The sequence below is a fragment of the Brevibacillus brevis genome (genome assembly GCF_031583145.1).
GTDB lineage: Bacteria > Bacillota > Bacilli > Brevibacillales > Brevibacillaceae > Brevibacillus > Brevibacillus brevis_E.
Map to the genome: position 1 here is coordinate 682,261 of NZ_CP134050.1, position 17,733 is coordinate 699,993.

General features: G+C 51.9%; 16 protein-coding genes and 2 pseudogenes. 13 read left to right on the forward strand and 5 right to left on the reverse strand.

Going from position 1 to position 17,733, the window contains the following annotated elements:
• Window positions 1-31 precede the first annotated feature (31 nt).
• The 3 genes from RGB73_RS03625 (at window position 32) to RGB73_RS03635 (ending at window position 2,622) form a co-directional block, all read left to right on the forward strand.
• On the forward strand, window positions 32-1,057 hold the full coding sequence (locus RGB73_RS03625) for a 2,5-dihydroxypyridine 5,6-dioxygenase NicX family protein (RefSeq protein ID WP_310769240.1): 1,026 nt from the start codon (window positions 32-34) through the stop codon (window positions 1,055-1,057).
• Between the two features lie 138 nt (window positions 1,058-1,195).
• Window positions 1,196-1,876, forward strand: a complete 681-nt coding sequence (locus RGB73_RS03630) for a maleate cis-trans isomerase family protein (RefSeq protein WP_310769241.1) — start codon at window positions 1,196-1,198, stop codon at window positions 1,874-1,876.
• 95 nt (window positions 1,877-1,971) lie between these two features.
• Window positions 1,972-2,622 (forward strand): isochorismatase family protein, encoded by a 651-nt coding sequence (locus RGB73_RS03635; protein WP_310769243.1) that lies wholly within the window; start codon window positions 1,972-1,974, stop codon window positions 2,620-2,622.
• Between the two features lie 125 nt (window positions 2,623-2,747).
• Here the strand turns inward: RGB73_RS03635 and RGB73_RS03640 are convergent, their stop codons facing one another.
• Both RGB73_RS03640 and RGB73_RS03645 read right to left on the reverse strand, forming a co-directional pair.
• Window positions 2,748-4,148, reverse strand: a complete 1,401-nt coding sequence (locus RGB73_RS03640; RefSeq protein ID WP_310769245.1) for a sensor histidine kinase — start codon at window positions 4,146-4,148, stop codon at window positions 2,748-2,750.
• On the reverse strand, window positions 4,145-4,852 hold the full coding sequence (locus RGB73_RS03645) for a response regulator transcription factor (RefSeq protein WP_310774110.1): 708 nt from the start codon (window positions 4,850-4,852) through the stop codon (window positions 4,145-4,147). Before RGB73_RS03645 ends, RGB73_RS03640 begins: the two co-directional genes overlap by 4 nt.
• Before the next feature lie 177 nt (window positions 4,853-5,029).
• Here RGB73_RS03645 and RGB73_RS03650 point away from each other — a divergent pair, with 177 nt between their 5' ends.
• The 5 genes and pseudogenes from RGB73_RS03650 to RGB73_RS30715 form a co-directional block, all read left to right on the forward strand.
• Window positions 5,030-5,836, forward strand: coding sequence for a DUF3048 domain-containing protein (locus tag RGB73_RS03650; protein ID WP_310769247.1), 807 nt, complete (start codon window positions 5,030-5,032; stop codon window positions 5,834-5,836).
• Window positions 5,837-5,957: 121 nt separating this feature from the next.
• Window positions 5,958-6,290 (forward strand): carboxymuconolactone decarboxylase family protein, encoded by a 333-nt coding sequence (locus RGB73_RS03655; RefSeq protein WP_310769249.1) that lies wholly within the window; start codon window positions 5,958-5,960, stop codon window positions 6,288-6,290.
• 395 nt (window positions 6,291-6,685) lie between these two features.
• Window positions 6,686-7,903, forward strand: a complete 1,218-nt coding sequence (locus RGB73_RS03665; protein WP_310769251.1) for an SEC-C metal-binding domain-containing protein — start codon at window positions 6,686-6,688, stop codon at window positions 7,901-7,903.
• A gap of 145 nt (window positions 7,904-8,048) precedes the next feature.
• Window positions 8,049-8,762 (forward strand): class I SAM-dependent methyltransferase, encoded by a 714-nt coding sequence (locus RGB73_RS03670; RefSeq protein ID WP_310769253.1) that lies wholly within the window; start codon window positions 8,049-8,051, stop codon window positions 8,760-8,762.
• 237 nt (window positions 8,763-8,999) lie between these two features.
• Window positions 9,000-9,732: pseudogene (locus tag RGB73_RS30715) on the forward strand (IS91 family transposase); the annotation flags it as partial.
• 51 nt (window positions 9,733-9,783) lie between these two features.
• Here the strand turns inward: RGB73_RS30715 and istB are convergent.
• Both istB and istA read right to left on the reverse strand, forming a co-directional pair.
• Window positions 9,784-10,539, reverse strand: coding sequence for an IS21-like element helper ATPase IstB (gene istB, locus RGB73_RS03685; protein WP_310769255.1), 756 nt, complete (start codon window positions 10,537-10,539; stop codon window positions 9,784-9,786).
• The gene (gene istA, locus RGB73_RS03690) at window positions 10,536-12,077 is read right to left on the reverse strand and encodes an IS21 family transposase (RefSeq protein WP_310769257.1); all 1,542 of its coding nucleotides are present in this window, start codon (window positions 12,075-12,077) and stop codon (window positions 10,536-10,538) included. Before istA ends, istB begins: the two co-directional genes overlap by 4 nt.
• A 142-nt stretch (window positions 12,078-12,219) precedes the next feature.
• Here istA and RGB73_RS30720 point away from each other — a divergent pair.
• The 5 genes and pseudogenes from RGB73_RS30720 to RGB73_RS03720 all read left to right on the forward strand — a co-directional run.
• Window positions 12,220-12,801: pseudogene (locus RGB73_RS30720) on the forward strand (transposase); the annotation flags it as partial.
• Window positions 12,802-13,188: 387 nt separating this feature from the next.
• On the forward strand, window positions 13,189-13,968 hold the full coding sequence (gene phnC, locus RGB73_RS03705) for a phosphonate ABC transporter ATP-binding protein (RefSeq protein WP_310769261.1): 780 nt from the start codon (window positions 13,189-13,191) through the stop codon (window positions 13,966-13,968).
• 19 nt (window positions 13,969-13,987) lie between these two features.
• On the forward strand, window positions 13,988-14,905 hold the full coding sequence (gene phnD / locus RGB73_RS03710) for a phosphate/phosphite/phosphonate ABC transporter substrate-binding protein (protein ID WP_310769263.1): 918 nt from the start codon (window positions 13,988-13,990) through the stop codon (window positions 14,903-14,905).
• Window positions 14,905-15,738, forward strand: a complete 834-nt coding sequence (gene phnE, locus RGB73_RS03715) for a phosphonate ABC transporter, permease protein PhnE (protein WP_310769266.1) — start codon at window positions 14,905-14,907, stop codon at window positions 15,736-15,738. The genes phnD and phnE overlap by 1 nt, the downstream gene beginning before the upstream one ends.
• Window positions 15,739-15,740: 2 nt before the next feature.
• Window positions 15,741-16,751, forward strand: a complete 1,011-nt coding sequence (locus tag RGB73_RS03720; RefSeq protein ID WP_310769268.1) for an NAD(P)-dependent oxidoreductase — start codon at window positions 15,741-15,743, stop codon at window positions 16,749-16,751.
• Window positions 16,752-16,825: 74 nt separating this feature from the next.
• Here the strand turns inward: RGB73_RS03720 and RGB73_RS03725 are convergent, their stop codons facing one another.
• The gene (locus RGB73_RS03725; protein WP_310769270.1) at window positions 16,826-17,731 is read right to left on the reverse strand and encodes a selenium metabolism-associated LysR family transcriptional regulator; all 906 of its coding nucleotides are present in this window, start codon (window positions 17,729-17,731) and stop codon (window positions 16,826-16,828) included.
• Between the last annotated feature and the right edge of the window lie 2 nt (window positions 17,732-17,733).

Here is a 17,733-nt window from a genome sequence, read left to right on the forward strand (position 1 = left end):
GGAACCAATACAGGGAAGAGGAGAGGATAGTATGAGCGCGGATTTCAATGAAATGGTGGAACTGTTCAAAACGGAATTGGAACTTTGCCAACTGAAGCCAACGGAAACAATGGCTGTGTTGACTTCAGGCGGGGTTCTCGAAGATTATGCCAAGGCGTTTATGGAAGCAGCGAGAATGATTGGAGCCAATGCGTTTCAGTTGAATCTGCCGCCTGCCAATCGCGGAATTTCCGGTTCATTCGGGGTTACTCCGCTCACAGACAACCGGGTCGCGGTGGAAGTTCTGAAAAAAGCGGATTTGATTATCGATTTGGTGCTGCTTTTGTTCTCCAAGGAACAACTGGAGCTGCAAAACGCGGGGAAACGCATCTTGCTGGTTGTGGAACCGTTTGATGTGATCAAAAGGATGTTCCCGAAACCAAGCGACAAAAAACGGGTACTGCATGCCGCCGAGTTGATGAAAAACGCCAAGGAACTTCGATTTACGAACAAGGCGGGCACGGACGTGACGTACAAATTGGGGCAGTATCCGTTCCTGATTGAATACGGGTTTGCCGATGAACCGGGAAGATGGGACCATCTGCCAAGCGGATTTTCGGCCGGCACGCCGAATGACGGAGGTGTGGAAGGCGTGGTTGTCCTGGATCGGGGGGATATTTTGTTCCCGTTTAACCGGTATGTGCAGGAGCCGGTGACACTGACCATCAAGGACGGTTATGTCACGCAGATTGAAGGGGGATTCGACGCCGTGCTGATGAAAGAATACATGGACAGTTTCAAAGACCCCCGGGCTTACGCGATCTCCCACATCGGTTGGGGACTGAATGATCGGGCACAGTGGCACAGTTTGGCCCTGGACAGCAAGGTGTTTGGCATGGATGGACGCTCTTTTTACGGAAACGTGCTGTTTTCTCTGGGACCGAACACGGAACTGGGAGGAACGAATGATACCCAATGTCACCTGGACATCCCCATGAAAAACTGCACGCTGTACCTGGACGGAAAGCTCATCGTACAGGACGGGGAAGTCGTGATTGAAGAAATGAAACCGGAATAACGGATGTTGCAGCGGTGCCTGTTGCACGTGACCAGCTGAAGAAAACATGGGAAAAAGGAGTAGGTCAGTTTGAAAAATTACCGGATTGGGATGATTGTACCCAGTTCCAATACAACAATGGAAACGGAAATTCCGGCAATGCTCAGATCCCGATCGCAGTTGGCAGAGGAGACGTTTACCTTTCACTCCAGCCGCATGCGGATGCAGCATGTGACGAAGGAAGAACTGAATAAAATGGACCATGACAGCCTTCGCTGCGCGGTGGAACTTTCCGATGCAAGGTGTGACATTCTGGCTTATGCCTGCCTGGTGGCCATCATGTGCAACGAACCCGGTTACCATACGGTTTCCGAACAGAAATTGGCAAAGGCGGCAAAGGAAACGGGGGCAGACGTTCCCGCGGTCAGCAGTGCCGGAGCGTTGATTCAGGGAATTCAAACCCTGGGAGCCCAAAAAATTGCCTTGGTCGCTCCGTACATGAAGCCGCTCACCGGGATGGTCATCGACTACATTGAGTCTTACGAAATCGAAGTGGTGGACTCGATCAGCCTCGAGGTTGCCGATAATCTGGCGGTCGGCAAACTGGACCCGATGAATTTGATTTCGATTTCCGAAAAGTTGAACGTACAGGACGCGGATGCAGTGGTACTCTCGGCATGTGTCCAGATGCCGTCGCTTCCAGCTGTGCAGGAGGTCGAAAACAGGTTGGGCAAACCTGTCCTGACCGCTGCGACGGCCACCGTTTATCAAATTCTCAAGATGCTTCAGCTGAAGCGGATGGTTCCCAACGCCGGTGCGCTTTTGTCCGGCAGTTATTGAACCATGGATCAAAATGGGGATGGACGTGATGTGTGCCGGGGAACCGCGTGAATGTCTCGACAGCCGACAAGAATGTGAAAAAAAGGAGGAAATAAATGGAAAGCATTCAGCGTCAAAACGATTTGCAAAACTTTCGTGAAAGGGGTTTTGGGCAAACTCTCGGCATCGGGAACAGGCCATGTGTCCTTGTGGTAGATGTGATCAAGGGCTTTACCGATCCGGCGATGCCTCTTGGTTCCGATTTGTCTCGACAAATCGAAGTCACCAATCGGTTGCTGCGTGAGGCGCACCAAAAAAACCTGCCCGTCTTCTTTACGACGATCGCGTATGAGGAGAATTTGGAGGATTCCGGAATCTGGCTGGAAAAAATGGGAGGATTAAAAACGTTGAAATCCGGAACGGACGCTGTACAGTTGGACCCGCGGCTCCATTACCAAAAAGGGGATGTCATCCTCAACAAGAAGTATGCATCTGCTTTTTTCGGCACGGACCTGATTTCCCGCTTGAATGTCAACCGGGTGGATACGGTGATTGTCACCGGTTGCACGACAAGCGGATGCGTGCGGGCATCCGTGGTGGACGCACTGCAGTACGGCTATCGTCCCATCGTCGTCCGGGATGCTGTCGGTGATCGTTCTCTTGCTTCACACGATCAAAGCCTGTTTGACATGGAACAGAAATATGCCGACGTTCTCGATGCGAGCGAGTTGATCGCGTACATGCAATCGTATACGGCGATTTCCTAGCATGCCATGGAAGGGCAAGGCCACCAGAGGGGTAAGGCCACCAAAGCAAGACCGCTGATGCAAACTCGTCAGCGGTCTTGTTTGTGTGGAAAGCATGAAATTCAGACAGGGGGCGACTTCCCCATTTACTCGTTCCCCTTCACCGGGATCGTGATCACAAAGCTGGGCCCTTCCGGTTCGTTTTGGGCGTGAATCGTGCCGCCGTGCGCCTCCACCACGGCGCGGGTGATGGCCAGGCCGAGCCCGTGCTTGCCGGATTTGCCCTTGCAAAAGCGCTGGAACAGCTGCGGCAGCAGGGCTTCCTCGATGGGCGGCCCATCGTTGGTGATCTTCACGACCACGTTTGTCCCTTCCTGTCTGCCCGTGATCGTCAGGCGGCTTTTTGCGTAGCGCAGCTGGTTTTCCAAAATATTGACAAAAGCGGTGCCCAATTGCTCGCCGTCCGCATTCAGTACCAGTGCCGGCGGCAGGTCCAGCTCCCATTCGATGGCGGGATTGAGCACGGCGAGGCGCAATTTGAGCAGCGGGAACATCTCGCTCAGATCGACCCGCCCGACCTGCACCATCTGCGCGACTGATTCAATTTTCGTCAGGTACAGCAGCTGGCCCACCACTTTTTCCAACCGCTTGCTTTCTTCCATGATGATCGACAGCCCTTTTTCCGCCTGCGGCCCCTGAAACACGCCTTCCATCAGTCCCTGCGTATAACCCTGGATCGCCATGATCGGGGTCTTCAGCTCGTGGGAAATGTTCTGGATGAAATGGCGCTGCGATTCGTCGTATTCCTTCAACTGATTTTTCATCGAGTCAAAGGAACGGGCCAGCTGCCCGATCTCGTCTCCTCTGTCCATCGTCAGCGGGATATCGAACTGGCGGCGGGCAATTTTTTTGCACAGGTCTTCCAGCTTGCGCAAAGGCTTGCTCAGGTAGCCGCTGAACCAGATGGCGAGCAGCCAGCTGACCAGCAGGAGAAGGGCAAAAATGACCAGAAACTGGCGGGTCAGGATCCAGTTGATCTGGTTGAGCGCCTGTTCCCGGGTAAACAGCACGAGGTAGTAGGGAAAGCCGTGGTAGTCCATCTTTTTGCTGACGAACAGGAAATCGCCGTGTTCGCGTTCCAGCGAGCCGTGCTGGATCTGTCCGTTCGGCCGGTTCGCGGCCTGCCGAAAGAGACTCAGTCTGTCCCGGTGGGAGATGTGCTCGCTGCTGCGGCCGCCCAGGTAGGTGCCGTCTTCCGCGTAGATGATCATATCAAACGAATACTCGTAGCGGGACAGCAGCAGCTGGAGAAAGTAGGGCGCTGCCGCCGGGACCGGGAGCAACTCGCGGTTCTCGTTGAACGTAATGTGTTCCGACAGGGAGAGCAGCTCGTCCTCCAGCAGCTGGTACGTGTTGGAGACGAGGTATTGCTTGACGGCGTAGGGATAGCCGAAACCCAGGCCCAGGCCCAACACGCCGGTCAAAAGCATGAACAGGATGAGAATCTGCCGGGAGAGAGGCAGGTCTTTCAGCCGGAATCGGATCATGGGCGGTTCAGACGGTATCCGTAGCCGTACACCGTCTCCAGCGGAAATTTGCTCATCTTTTTGCGAATGCGCTTGACCAGATCGTCAACGGCCCGATCGGAACCGATGTAGTCCTCTCCCCAGATCGATGCGAGAATTTGCTCCCGGTTGAGCGCCATCCCCTGATTGTGCAAAAAGTAGATGATCAGCTCAAATTCCTTGGTAGTCAGTTCGATCAGCTTGTCGCCTTCCTTTACCTGCCGCCCTTTTTCCGAGATCAGGTAAGGGCCGATGCTCACCCAGTCCTGGAAAGTTTGCCCCAAAGCCACAGCGGGAAGCGGGCTCGCTTTTTCATAGGTGCGCTGCAGCAGCTTTTTCGCCCGGATGACCAGTTCCCGGGGAAGAAACGGCTTTGCCAGATAATCGTCACTGCCCAGTTCCAACCCGATGATCTTGTCGATGTCCTGATCGCGTGCCGAGATGAAGATAATCGGCACGTCGGACTTCCGGCGGATCAGGCGCAAGAGCTCATAGCCATCGATGTCGGGCAGCATGATGTCGAGAATCCACAAATGAGGCTGCTCCGCTTCGTCCAGCACCGCCGCGACTTCGCTTCCGGTCGCAAAGGATCGCACCTGCAGACCGGCGCTTTCCAGGTACGACTGAAGCAGCTGCCGAAGATTGGCTTCATCGTCCACCAGATAGACGAGGTAGGGAGTGTCCATGCGAGAATCCCTCACTTTGATCAGGTATGCCTTCATTCTGTCATTCTTCCATTGTAGCACAGCGAGGAAGACGATATGTGGAAGGGAGGCAAGAGAATCGTGGAAAACATGTGGAAGCAGGATTCACCCGGATGGTGGTGAAAAAAGAAGGGGAGAAAAACTGGAAGGAGCGATCCCATGCAACGCCGTCTGAAAACGCCCCTGGTGCTGCTCACCACGTTGGCCCTGCTGTCCGCCTGCACCGGACAACCCGCAGAAAACGAACAACCACCCGCACCGGAACAGCCGCCCGCTCCGACCGTGGAAACGCCTGAGCCTGAAAAAGAACCCGAATTCGCTTACACGGCGCCGCTGACAGGACTTGGCACCAACCAGCCGCCGGAACAGCGACCCGTCATGGTGATGATCAACAACGCGCCGCCTGCTCGCCCGCAGTCCGGTTTGAACCAGGCAGATCTGGTTTACGAAGTGCTGGCGGAGGGGGAAATGACCCGGTTTCTCGCCGTTTTTCAAAGCCAAAAGCCGGAAGTGATCGGCCCGGTTCGCAGCATCCGCCCGTATTTCATCGAGCTGGGCGTCGGTTTCGACGCGGTTCTGATCCACGCCGGAGGCAGCCCGGATGCCCTGGCCACCCTGTCCCGTTCCGACTACAGCCACGTGGACGAGATCCCCAACGGCAAGTACTTCTGGCGGGAGCAGTTCCGCAAGGCGCCGCATAATCTCTATACCAAACCGGAACTGATCTGGCAGGCGATCGACGACAAGGGCATGCGGAAGACATCGGAGCCGATTCGCTTTTCCTTTTTGCCCGAGGGCGCCGACATTGCGGAGGGAGAACCGGCGGCGACCATTGACATTACCTTTCATTCGCTGAACAAGGCTGCTTTTCGGTACGATCCCGAGCAGAACAAATACCTGCGTTTTACCAATGGTGAGCCGCATCTCGACCTGGTGGACAACAGGCAAGAGGTTCTTGTTTTTTAGGGACGGACATGCGTTGCACGCCGATCGGTCCGCAGTCTGAAACGGCCATCGGATGATGCATACTTTTGGATGCGCCGGTAAAGTTTATTTCCTGAATACGCTGTTTCAGGAGGAAACGATAATGAATGACGACAATTACAAGCGATCGATCAAGCATTTGGAGGAACACCTGCCGGAAGTCGTGGAGCCTTATCACGCGTTGACCGGGACCTGTTTTCAGGCGGGGGAGATCGAGAAAAAGCAGAAGCACCTGATCGCGCTGGGGATCAGCATGAGCCATCGGGATGACAATTGTGTCCGCTATCATGTACAGGAAGCGATCCACGAAGGGGCGTCGGAAAGGGAAATCTGGGAAACCGTCGGCGTCACCATTGCGTTGAGCGGCGGCTTGGCAGTGTCCCAGTGTCTGTATTGGGTAACGGAAGCGTTGCAGCAAGGACCGGATCGCGGCTGAGAAGGCGGCGATCCGGAATGCTTGGGGATCGGTCCGAATGACCAGCTCCCGGGGAAAAAAGGACTTGGACAGATCATCGTCGCTTTCCGGTTCCAAACCGACGCCCCTGTCCAGCTCCCGGTTTCTTGCCGACACGAAAATGACCGGCGTCTGCGGATTCCATGCCCGATTGCAGAAGGAGACTTTCGTAGAAAAATGGCGAAATGATGTGAAAAATATGTGATATTCCATCACCTGGCCAAGGTGTGTGTCAGGGGTGTCAACAGAAAAAATGAGAAGATCAAATGGCCGTTCTTCTTTTCCGGGGACGAGGGTATTTGGGTTTGCGGTAGAATAAAAGAGGATGGCAGCGAGGAATTCGAGCCGGCGAGATTTTTGGGAGAGAGGATGGAAGCATGGACAAGCTGTTGCTAAATGAACGAACCAGGATGATGTTTCTGGAGAGTCTGGGTCAGTGGAAGGAAGCGATTGAAGAATTGGAAGCAAAAGCAGAGGCGAAGCGCTGGGCAAAAATGCAGCATCCAATCTCGCTGGCTGATGCTCTTTCCAGGCTGACAAAAGAGGACTTGTCGAAAATCAGAACGACATTGGATGTCAGGGGGGCCAGTTCCTTGCGAAAACAGGAACTGATTGACGTACTGGTACAGCAGATTCCCGCCAAACTGCCCCGCCTGTTGGGAAAGATGGACGAATCACGCTACAAAATCCTGAAGCGCTTGGCAGAAGGGGGCGGAATCGGGTTTGTTTCGCTGACGCCAGATCAGTTGTCTTATTGGATTTCCAGGGGGCTGGTTTTTTCAGGGACGATTCAAGGGAAAAAGACCTTGGTCATTCCCCAGGAAGTTCTGGCGGCTTTCAGACAAGCGGACGGCGACCCGGCTGTGCAGGAAAAAGTGCGCCGAAATACAGAGTGGCTTAAGATTACCTATGGGTGCCTCTACTATTACGGAACATTGGGTCTGACTGAATTGCAAAGCCTTCTTAAGCAGCATGCCAAAGCAGAACCAGAATCGATCGAGTATCTTTTCGTACTATATGAAGCGGAGCAGTTTGAAAAAAACATTCGTATCGATTTGGATGGCACAACTTCCCACTCCGACGTCTGGGATCCAAAACGCGTGAAACAAGAACACCGGGCGAGACCGGATTTGTCGTTTCGCCCATTCAGCAAGACGCAATTGCTGCGTGCCGGGGAACCGGGTTATGTCGACCGGAATGCGCAATACCAGGCTTTTGTCCAGTTTCTCTGTAACCATTACGTAATCACGCGCGAAGAAGCAGACCAACTGGTGGAAGAATGTGTCTATGCCATCCAGAATGGCGAGGAACTGCAGGATACGCTTGGCATGTTTCAGCAAGAGATGGAGATCGACAGTGTGGATATGCTTCAGGAATTCATGAGGCATATTGTAGAGCTGCACAACCATACCAGACAATGGATTCTGAAGGGCCACACGCCAGATGAACTTTTTGCCGAGGAAAAAAAGGCCTTGCGTCCGCTTCCTGCTGCCAAGGCAGAGGTGGTCGATTTCGCGACGAGAAAAAAAGTGGGGAGAAATGACCCATGCCCCTGCGGAAGCGGCAAAAAGTTTAAAAAATGCTGTGGGCGATGAAACTTGCCTGATCAAAGCCAGGGGCGTGAAAATAGATGAATACCTGTCAAACGAAGGCTTTCCTGTGATACAATCAGTGAATCCGGAAGTTCTGCCGGATGAAACGAGCTGAGTTGAGAAGCGAAGAAAAGAAAGGTGAGCGGAGATGAGAAAGATGGAATCAAGCCATTCATGGGATTTGGACCGGATAGTATTCATCGGCAGGGTTTGGGATGAATACATGCAGATGTTTCATCTTGTCGAGGCGGATTTGGCAGGGCGCAGGATTCTCGACTGTCCTGCCGGTGCCTGTTCCTTTACGGCAGGCTGCAACGAACGGGGATTTGATGTGACGGCATGTGATATCGCTTACTACCACCCCGTCACAATTTTGGAACAAAAAGGGCTTCAAGATTTGGAAACCACGATTTCGAATATGGAAAAGGCTGAGGTTCAAAAAAATTTCCGGTGGGATTCTTTCAAATCTGTCGACGATTTGAAACAGGCGAGAAGGGCCGCATTGCGCGATTGTACCGCGGATATGAGACGAAATCCGAATCGGTATATTCCCGCTGTTCTGCCCATTCTGCCTTTCCGGGATGAAGCGTTCGACCTGACACTTTCGGCCCATTTCTTGTTCCTGTACGAAGATCAATTGGATTACGCCTTTCATGTGCAGGCGCTAAAGGAATTGATCCGGGTGACAAAAGAAGAAATCAGGATATTTCCCACAACCAATTTTGCTTGTGAAAGATATGGATACCTGGATCAACTGATTGAGGAAATCCGTCGCCTGGGATGGACCGCCCAGGAAGTGAGGGTGCCTTACGAATTTCAAAAAAACACCAACCAAATGCTGGTGATCAGGAAAGAGAAATAGCCGTATAGAGTTTCGAGTGACATCCCTGTTTGAAACAGGGGTGTCTTTTTTGACTGTATCAGAAAGTATAAACTTCACGGCTCAGCTTCCTGATACAGCAAGAACAACCTTCAGCTAAAACGCGGACGTTCCTCCTCGAGAAGGCTTCGATAGAGGTTTTCTTAACGTATAAGAATTTATAAATTTTGAGGAACCGAAGGCTTCCCCTTTTTCAGTTTTTTCTGTTATGGTGAAGTCATGGAGACTAACATTTTGTGGCGAATCTTTTTCGATGAACATCAGAATTGGGCTGCTTTCGTAAGAAAACACAAGAAGAACATTCGACCTGTTGTCATAAAAGAGGTTGAAAAGTTTCGAGATTGTGGTAACCCAAGGACAGGATTTAAGCTGTTTGTGTGCGAAGGATGTCATGATGTACGCAGAGTTCCCTATCGGTGCAAGGGGAGATTTTGTACTACCTGTTCGGTTGGGGAGACGGAGGAGTGGAGTCGCCTTTTGGAGGAAGAGGTGTTTCAGGTACATCATCGTCATGTGATCCTGACGATTGACGAGGGGTTACGTGTCGTTTTCCTCAAGCATCGTGAATTGCTAAAAGTCTTTATGGATGAAGGGGCGCGGCTTGTAAAAGAGTATTTTGAGAAAAAACATAAAGTAACTCCTGGGATTATTGTCGGATTACATACATTTGGTTCGAAGATGAACTTTAATCCGCACCTTCACATGCTCGTCACCATGGGGGGAATGAAGAACAACGGGGAATGGAAAACGTATGATTTCATTCCGTTTGAAATGTTGCGCAAGCAGTGGCAAACCATTGTGTTGAAGTTGATCCGTCGAATGTTATCGGAAGAAGAAAAAAAGAAAATACAGCCACTTTTGCAAAAAGTACTCTGCCAATGGAGAAGGCTTCTATGTGTATGCCCCAAAACAAAAAGGGAACATCAAGGCGCAATTGGGGTATATTGGCCGTTTGTAACCGTCAAGTATCTTTGAACAAATTTCACTAATTTATATTCAACAACTAGTAACTTCCAAATATGGTTTCACGGTGCCTGATCCGATAACTGTCTCCCGTCAGATGAATCACCTCACTTCGATGCAGGATGCGGTCCAGAATAGCAGCGGTGACAGCGGGATCGCCAAGCAGATCTCCCCATTCTTCTGGTCCTTTGTTGGATGTGAGAATGATAGATGCTTGTCCGTATAGCTTGTTGACCAACTGGAAAAACAAGTGCGCTTCCTGTCGATCCAGCGCCATGAACATCAGATCGTCCACAATCACCAGATCGGATCGCACGATCCGGTTCACCCGCAGTTGGGCGTTCCGAGAAATCTCTTGCGTTTTCAACAGCTGCAAGAGCTGATCCATGGTGGCGAAGCTGACGTTGTACCCTTGATTCAGCGCCTCAACGCCCAATGCGATCGCCAGATGCGTTTTTCCTACGCCCGGCGGGCCGAGGAACAGCAGGTTGTAATGCTGTTCTAGCCAGATCAGTTCCCGAAGTTGTTGCAGCTGTCGTTTTCCGAGCGAGGGCTGTTGATCAACCCGGAATTCATCCAGGGTTTTCAGCTCCGGAAAAGCAGCACGTTTATATCGGCGGGCAAACTGCTTTTCTTCCCGTTTTTTCAATTCGTACGAAAGTACGCACTGCAAACACTGGCGGTAACTCCACTGTCGGGTTTCGGCTTCCATCAGAAGCTCGTCCAGTGCTTGAGCGGCGGCGGTTAACTGCAGTGCGCTGAATACGGACTTCAGTTCCATCGTCACTTCACTCATCTCGATCCCTCCAGGATTGCTTGGTATACTTCAAACGGACGAATTTGCGGCTTCATCTTCAACATCTGCCGCTGGGGCTCTTCCAACAATCGGATGTCTGTGGGAATGGTTGGTTCCGCGCCCGGTTTTCGTTCAGCGAAATGGTGCAGCGCGTCCACAAAATCCGTGGCCTGGTAGAGTTGATGTTTCAAACAATAGGCCAGCGCTTTCGCAAGTGCGTCCGCATCTGTGTCTTTGGCGTGCTTATCAATCCACTGTAACTGATCCCGAATGTAACGCGGTTTCCGTTCCCGGATCATCGTGAGATAGGATCGGGCTTGTCCCGGCTCGGGAAAACGGGCAGCTACGTGTTCGATGTAGGTGTCAATGCCTTTGGAACGATCTCGGGCATGGTTCGTGTTCTTGATCAGCTTCCCTTTACCGGAATGCAGCGGATGACGAGCCAATTCATCACCGGTTTCCGAGTGAAACGCCAGCAACTGCTTCTCCGACGTTACTTTGATCTCCACGAAGGTGTCCGGACCGGTGTAGGTTCCAAGCGGCAGCGAGTATCGGTTCCCCTGAAAGACAACGGTATTGTCTTTTCGCACCCGTCTTGTTATACTGGGGGCAAATTCGGTTTGTATTTTTTCGGGAACCGGCAGGAGATGGAGCCGCTCTTCGGCGAACACCTCTGCCGGTATTTTTTTCGTAGAGTGATGCATCCGCCCATTTCCGGTTCGGTTCAACCAATCCATGCAGTCTTCGTTCCAGCGGTCGATGTGGGTAAAGATCCGATGACGCGCGAAGTTGTTTTTCACAAAACCGACGACGTTTTCCACTCGACCCTTACTTTCCGGATCCTGCTTACGGCACATGCGAATCTGGAATCCACGCTGTCGGACGTAGGCGGCGAATTGGGCCGTGAGGATCAGATCTCCGTGGTTCTCGCTGACGAGCAGCAAATGATCCTGATCATAGACGATTTCGCGTGTCATTCCGCCGAAAAATGCGAAGGCGTTCTCGTGACAGCGAATAACATCTACTGTGATGAACGGCCGATCTTGCCATTCGACGTATTTGTGCCTGGAATGGGATAAAACGAACGCGATGCACCATAATCGTACGGGATGCCCATAAAGATCGCGGGTTTTCGTTTCGCCGAAATCCACTTGCATCTGCTGTCCCATGGGCGGATCTTCGACTGCCTCGTACTGGCGGATCGGTTTGCTTTTCGGCATGCCATGCTGCTCGCGCAAGCGCCGGACAAAGTTGCGCACGGTACTCTCGCAGACATTGGCATCCAAGCGTCGTTCCTTCAACCAGTCATGAATCTGAGCGGCTGAAAGATCGGGATATTCTCGCAACCACTGAACAACTTGGGGCTCAACCGGATCCAGTTTCTTTCTTCGCGTCTTCACCGATTCGATAAAGGCCTGCATCTCTTCCGGTGACATGTGCAAGTATTTGTACACGGTGTTTCGCGAGATCTTCAATTTACGAGCGATCTGTGAAACAGTAAGCCCCAACTGTTTCAGTTGATAGATTTCGATGTACATAGGCCACCTTTCCGCAAATTTCATTCTCCTCACCCAAATCTAAAAAAAATTCCAGCACTATTATATCGGATGAGGGAAAAGTAGGGAATTTGTGTTGAGAGTTATTTCGTGTTTCTTGTTAATTTTAGTTTAGCGGTTACACCGTTATATTCGTCGACCTGCGATTGCGATCCGACGGATCGAGGAATATGACGGACAGTATGTAACGTATCGTTACCATGACAAGACAGATGGACAAGAGAAGACAGAAACCATCACGGTCGAGGAGTTCATTGCACGATTAATACGGCATATTCCAGATGAGGGCTTCAAGACGATTCGATACTACGGCGTTTATTCGCGCAGAATCAAAAGCCTTTGCAAAAAGGTTATTTCTGCATGGCAAAAAACCGTAAGAAAATGGGTTGTGAAAGTAAAACAAGCTCTTCGTCGTAGGAACTGGAGAGAAAAGCTGATCCATCACACAGGTAAAGATCCTATGGTCTGCCCAAGATGCGAATGTTACTATGAATACAAGGGAGAAGTCTGCCTAAAAGATGGACAACTTACGATCGCGTTTGCTGCATGCGATCTTTCAAGGCGTTGTTTAGAAAGGATGATTGAAGATCTCACAGGTGTCAAAAAAGAAAAAGGCAAAGAAAAACCACAAAGCACTACTCGAAAGTTTCCGAAGGAAACAAGAGAAGAACGAAGTCGTCAAATATGTCTGTTTGACGTGTCATGAAATAGAGGAAATTCCATTGAGTGTAGTTCGTGATTTTGATGCAATGGATGATGGTGATCCATCTGTCCCCCCTCAATTTGGTTGTGAGCACTGCGGAAATCCCATGTACCCTGAGTATTACAAAGGATTGCATGGATATGAGTACAAACTTTCGGATATCCTCTAACGCAAAAAGGCCCGGAGCTTCGCTCCGGGTTTTCTTAATAGGACACAGGCGGCTATCCAGGGTGGGCAAAGTAGCGAGATCATTTATTACGAAATCGAATAAATGATATCTAAAAAACGCTCGTTTTATTAACTATTTATTCATAAAAGGTGAGGATTCGCATTAACATAGCCATGCGAAGATGGAACATGTAAATCACGCAAGGTGAGGTGATCCAATACTTGATCGAGATTCAGGAACTGACCAAAGCATTCGGGGGAAATATCGTTCTGGACAAGGTCACCTTCTCCATTCATAACCGGGAATTTCTCGTCATCCTGGGTTCCAGCGGGGCGGGGAAGTCGACGCTGCTGCGCTGCATCAACGGTTTGCTTGCGCCGACAAGCGGACAGATCCGAATGGACGGTACGGTCTATACACAAAAGAACATCCGGGAATTAAGGAGAAAAGTGGGCTTTATCTTCCAGCATTACGAGGTGATCGGCAACCTGTCCGTGATGCAGAACGTCCTGCTGGGCAGCCTGGGTACAAAATCCTTCTGGAATGTCTTTTTTTCCAGGGAGGAGCGCGTCAAGGCAGCGGAAGCCATCGAACTGGTCGGACTGGGGGACAAGGTCCATGTACGGGTCGATCAGCTCAGCGGCGGACAAAAGCAAAGGGTCGGGATTGCCCGGGCCGTTTTTCAAAATCCGCAGGTGATTTTGGCCGATGAACCTGTTGCCAGTCTGGATCCGGTGACCAGTCTGGAAATCCTTTCGCTGCTCAAGCGAATCAAGGAGGAAAAAGGCACGACCATTGTCTGCAATCTTCACCAGCTGGAGTATGCGCGCACTTTCGGGGAACGGATTATCGGGATTCGCCACGGAATGATTCAGTATGACGGGCAGGCATCCCGGATTACGGAAGCGGATATCCGGAACATTTACGGTAATGCTTACATGCTGGAACAGGGTGAGCGTGAAGAGGAAGGACGCACTGCTGCACAATTGGTTCATTCCTAAACAACGAGGAGGGCTTTTTATGAAAAAACGATTTGTGCTTGGCATGATTCTGGCACTCACCGCCATGCTCGCTGTCGGATGCGGAAGCAACAACACGGCGCCAGCGGGGACAAATGCCGCCAATGAGACAAATGCCGCAAAGGCAAGCAAGCCGGAAAAGCTGCGGGTAGCGCTGCTGCCGGACGAATCGCCGTCCACGGTCATTACGAACAATACCGCGTTGAAAGAGTATTTGTCGAAAACGCTGAACATGGAAGTGGAACTGGTGGTGACCACGGACTACTCTTCCATGATTGAAGCGATGCGAAACGGAAAAATCGATGTCGGCTACTACGGCCCGCTTTCCTACGTGCTGCTGAAGCAAAAAATGGAGAATGCGGTGGCGTTTGCGGCTAAAGTGGAAAACGGCTCTCCTACTTACCAAGCTGTCGTGATTGCCGGCGCCGATACCGGGATTCAATCGCTTTCCGATGTCAAAGGAAAAACCGTTGCCTACGGGGATGTATCGTCCACATCCAGCCACTTGATCCCCAAGGAAATGCTCTTGTCGGAAGGAAAAGCGGAAGCAGGCAAGGACTACGAGGAACAATTTGTCGGAGCGCATGATGCCGTTGCCATGGCAGTACAAAACGGAAACGCGCAGGCTGGCGGGCTGAGCAAGCCAATCTTTGAATCGATGGTGGAAAAAGGGACGATCGACCCGAACAAAGTCAAAGTGATTGCCGAATCGAAACCGTATCCGAACTACCCATGGGTATTGAACGGCGAATTGGACGCTGAGCTGCAGGAACAGATCAAACAGGCTTTCTACAACCTGAAGGACGAGGCTGTCTTAAAACCGTTGAAAGGGGAAGGCTTTGCTCCGATCGAGGACAAGGATTATGATGTAATCCGCAACATGGTGGAATTGCTTGGCGTGGATCTGGAGTCGGTCTGATGAAACCGGAACAATCAGAAGCAGTCCACAAGAAAGCAGCTCTCTCGCCCGGAAACAGCTTCTGGGCGAACTGGGGCTGGGTGATCGGCACGGGAGCTGTCCTGATCGTCGGAGCGTTGGTCTATACCCTCGTGATCAGTTGGGAAGCGTTGATGGCAGGCGACATTCTGGAAAACATGTCCCGCATCATCGGCGAAATGTTTCCGCCCGATCTGTCGATTATCGCCACATTGGGCCAACCGATCATCGACACGTTGGCGATGAGTGTAATGGCTACCCTGCTTGCGGTTTGCATCGCCTTTCCGCTCGGCTTTCTCGCCGCGGAAACCACGACCATCCATCCGACAGTGCGGTATTTGGTCAAAGGGTTGTTCAATGCCTTGCGAACCATTCCTGAATTGATTTTGGCGATCATTTTTGTCGCTTCGGTTGGGTTTGGTATCCTGCCGGGAATTCTGGCCTTGGGCCTGCATTCAGCGGGGATGCTTGGGAAATTTTACGCCGAAGCCATTGACAAGGTGGACAAGGGACTGATAGAAGCGGTGGAAGCATGCGGCGGATCCCGTTTTCACGTCATCGTGTTTGGCGTGATTCCGCAGATTATCAGCCATTGCGTCGATTTCTCCCTGTACCGTTGGGAGTACAACTTTCGGGCATCAACCGTTGTAGGGATGATTGGAGCGGGTGGAATCGGCTTCCAACTGATGGCCTCCCTGCGGATCCTGCAGTATCAAGAGGTGTTGGCCATCCTGGTGGCCGTGTTTGTCATGGTTCAGCTTGTCGATGCGTTCGGAAACGCAATTCGAAACAAATTGATCGTGCGGGAGAGGTAATCATGAAGAAGCCAAAGGTGTTTATTTCGCATTGGATGCCGGCCATCGGCGTGGACATGATCCGGCAGCACTGCGAGGTTGACTACTACGACGGAACGGTTCCCCTGGACAAGAGGGAATTCATTGCCCGGGCAGCAGACGCGGACGCCCTGCTGGTTTTCGTACCGGATGTGATCGACGCAGAGATTTTGGACCATTGCCCCAAGGTAAAAGTGATCAGCAGCTTTGGAAAAGGGTATGACAACATCGATGTGGGAGCGTGTTCCAGGCGGGGCATCCTGGTTACCATCAATCCGGACGCCCTGACGGATTCCACGGCGGATTTGGCCATCGGTCTTCTGCTCGCCCTCTCGCGCAACATTTTGCCGGGAGACGCTCATGTCAGAAGAAAGGCTTTTGCCGGATGGCATGCCACCAACCTGCTGGGAAAGGATTTTCACCATTCCACGTTGGGGATTATTGGCATGGGGGCCATCGGAGAAGCGATTGCCGCCAGAGCCAAAGGATTTCAGACGGAGATGTGGTACACCGATGTGCAGCGTTTTCCGGAAAAGGAAGAGAAATGGGGGATTCGCTATACCGACCTCCAAAGTTTGCTGGAACAATCGGATTTTGTCATCGTCGCCGTCAATCTGGTGCCGGAAACCTATCATCTGATCGGCGGGGATCAGCTGCAGCGGATGAAGCCGGGCAGCTGTCTGATCAATATCAGCAGGGGATCCACCGTGGATGAGGCGGCCGTCGCCCGATCCCTGCAGGCCGGGCATCTGGGAGGATACGCGTCCGATGTGTTTGCGTTTGAAGATCCTTCGAACCCCCATCGTCCGGGGTATATCGCCGAGGAATTGCTGTCCCGCCAGACGGACACCGTCTTTACGCCCCATATCGGCACAGGAACCTTGCAGGCACGGGACCGTTTGGCGGTTTCCAGCGCCAATCAGCTGCTGGCCGCACTGAAAGGCGACCGTCCAACAGGTGCCGTCAATTTCCAGCAAGTCAAAGAGTTGGCTTAAGCAAGAAGGAAACGAAAAAGGAAAACCGGCTGCCGTTCTTGCGGCGATCGGTTTTCCTTTTTTATCGAGACTTTTCAGGATGCAAAATACTTTCCGATATAGTGCAGGAACGTTTCCGTTTGGCTGGGTAGCACTTTGCTTTTGTCGCTGACCAGGTAAAAGGAGCGGTGAAAATGCATGCCTTTCATGGGAATGATCCGCAGCGTCCCCAGTTTCAATTCGCGTGTCAGGGCGAACCGGGACAGGATCGAGATCCCCATCCCTGTTTCCACGGCAGCCTTCACCGCCTCCGTATTTCCCAATTCCATCACGATGTGCAGTTTCTCGGGATCAAGATCCAGCCCTACCAGCGTTTCTTCAATGACCTGACGCGTCCCTGACCCCGGTTCCCGCAGAATTAGCGGGAGGGAAAACAGTTCGTATGGGGTGATGGATTCGCGGTTTTGAAGCAAGGGATGGGGCGATTCCCGTGAGCAAACCACCATCAGTTCGTCATCCAGAATGGGCTGGTAGGAAAGCTTGGGGTGGCGCAGCGAAGACTCGATGAATCCCAGCTGTATTTCGTGGTCCAGCAGCTGGTTGATGATCTGATGGGAATTGTTGATTTGCATACGGATCGTCACTTGGGGATAATCCCTCTTGAAGCGGCCCAGTACATAGGGGAGCACGTGCTCGCCAATCGTCGTGCTCGCGCCGATGTGGACCTCGCCGGTTAAAGCGCCGGACAAAAGGGATATTTCCTTTTCGGCGTTCTCCACCAGGTGAAAGATTCTCTCCGCGTAATGAAACAGGAGGTTTCCGGATTCCGTCAACCGGATCGACTTGGTGGTGCGCTCAAAAAGTTTCGTCTGCAGATGTTCCTCCAGACGCCGGATCTGGATGCTGACGGAGGATTGGGAAATGTGCAGGGACTTGGCCGTTTGCGAAAAATTCCGCTTCTTGGCCGCCACGTAAAATACCTTCAAGTGATCGAGATTCATGG

Coding starts and splice junctions, on each gene's coding strand:
- RGB73_RS03625 (WP_310769240.1), top strand. CDS start 32: ATGAGCGCGGATTTCAATGAAATGGTGGAACTGTTCAAAACGGAATTG.
- RGB73_RS03630 (WP_310769241.1), top strand. CDS start 1,196: ATGCTCAGATCCCGATCGCAGTTGGCAGAGGAGACGTTTACCTTTCAC.
- RGB73_RS03635 (WP_310769243.1), top strand. CDS start 1,972: ATGGAAAGCATTCAGCGTCAAAACGATTTGCAAAACTTTCGTGAAAGG.
- RGB73_RS03640 (WP_310769245.1), bottom strand. CDS start 4,148: ATGATCCGATTCCGGCTGAAAGACCTGCCTCTCTCCCGGCAGATTCTC.
- RGB73_RS03645 (WP_310774110.1), bottom strand. CDS start 4,852: ATGGACACTCCCTACCTCGTCTATCTGGTGGACGATGAAGCCAATCTT.
- RGB73_RS03650 (WP_310769247.1), top strand. CDS start 5,030: ATGCAACGCCGTCTGAAAACGCCCCTGGTGCTGCTCACCACGTTGGCC.
- RGB73_RS03655 (WP_310769249.1), top strand. CDS start 5,958: ATGAATGACGACAATTACAAGCGATCGATCAAGCATTTGGAGGAACAC.
- RGB73_RS03665 (WP_310769251.1), top strand. CDS start 6,686: ATGGACAAGCTGTTGCTAAATGAACGAACCAGGATGATGTTTCTGGAG.
- RGB73_RS03670 (WP_310769253.1), top strand. CDS start 8,049: ATGAGAAAGATGGAATCAAGCCATTCATGGGATTTGGACCGGATAGTA.
- istB (WP_310769255.1), bottom strand. CDS start 10,539: ATGAGTGAAGTGACGATGGAACTGAAGTCCGTATTCAGCGCACTGCAG.
- istA (WP_310769257.1), bottom strand. CDS start 12,077: ATGTACATCGAAATCTATCAACTGAAACAGTTGGGGCTTACTGTTTCA.
- phnD (WP_310769263.1), top strand. CDS start 13,988: ATGAAAAAACGATTTGTGCTTGGCATGATTCTGGCACTCACCGCCATG.
- phnE (WP_310769266.1), top strand. CDS start 14,905: ATGAAACCGGAACAATCAGAAGCAGTCCACAAGAAAGCAGCTCTCTCG.
- RGB73_RS03720 (WP_310769268.1), top strand. CDS start 15,741: ATGAAGAAGCCAAAGGTGTTTATTTCGCATTGGATGCCGGCCATCGGC.
- RGB73_RS03725 (WP_310769270.1), bottom strand. CDS start 17,731: ATGAATCTCGATCACTTGAAGGTATTTTACGTGGCGGCCAAGAAGCGG.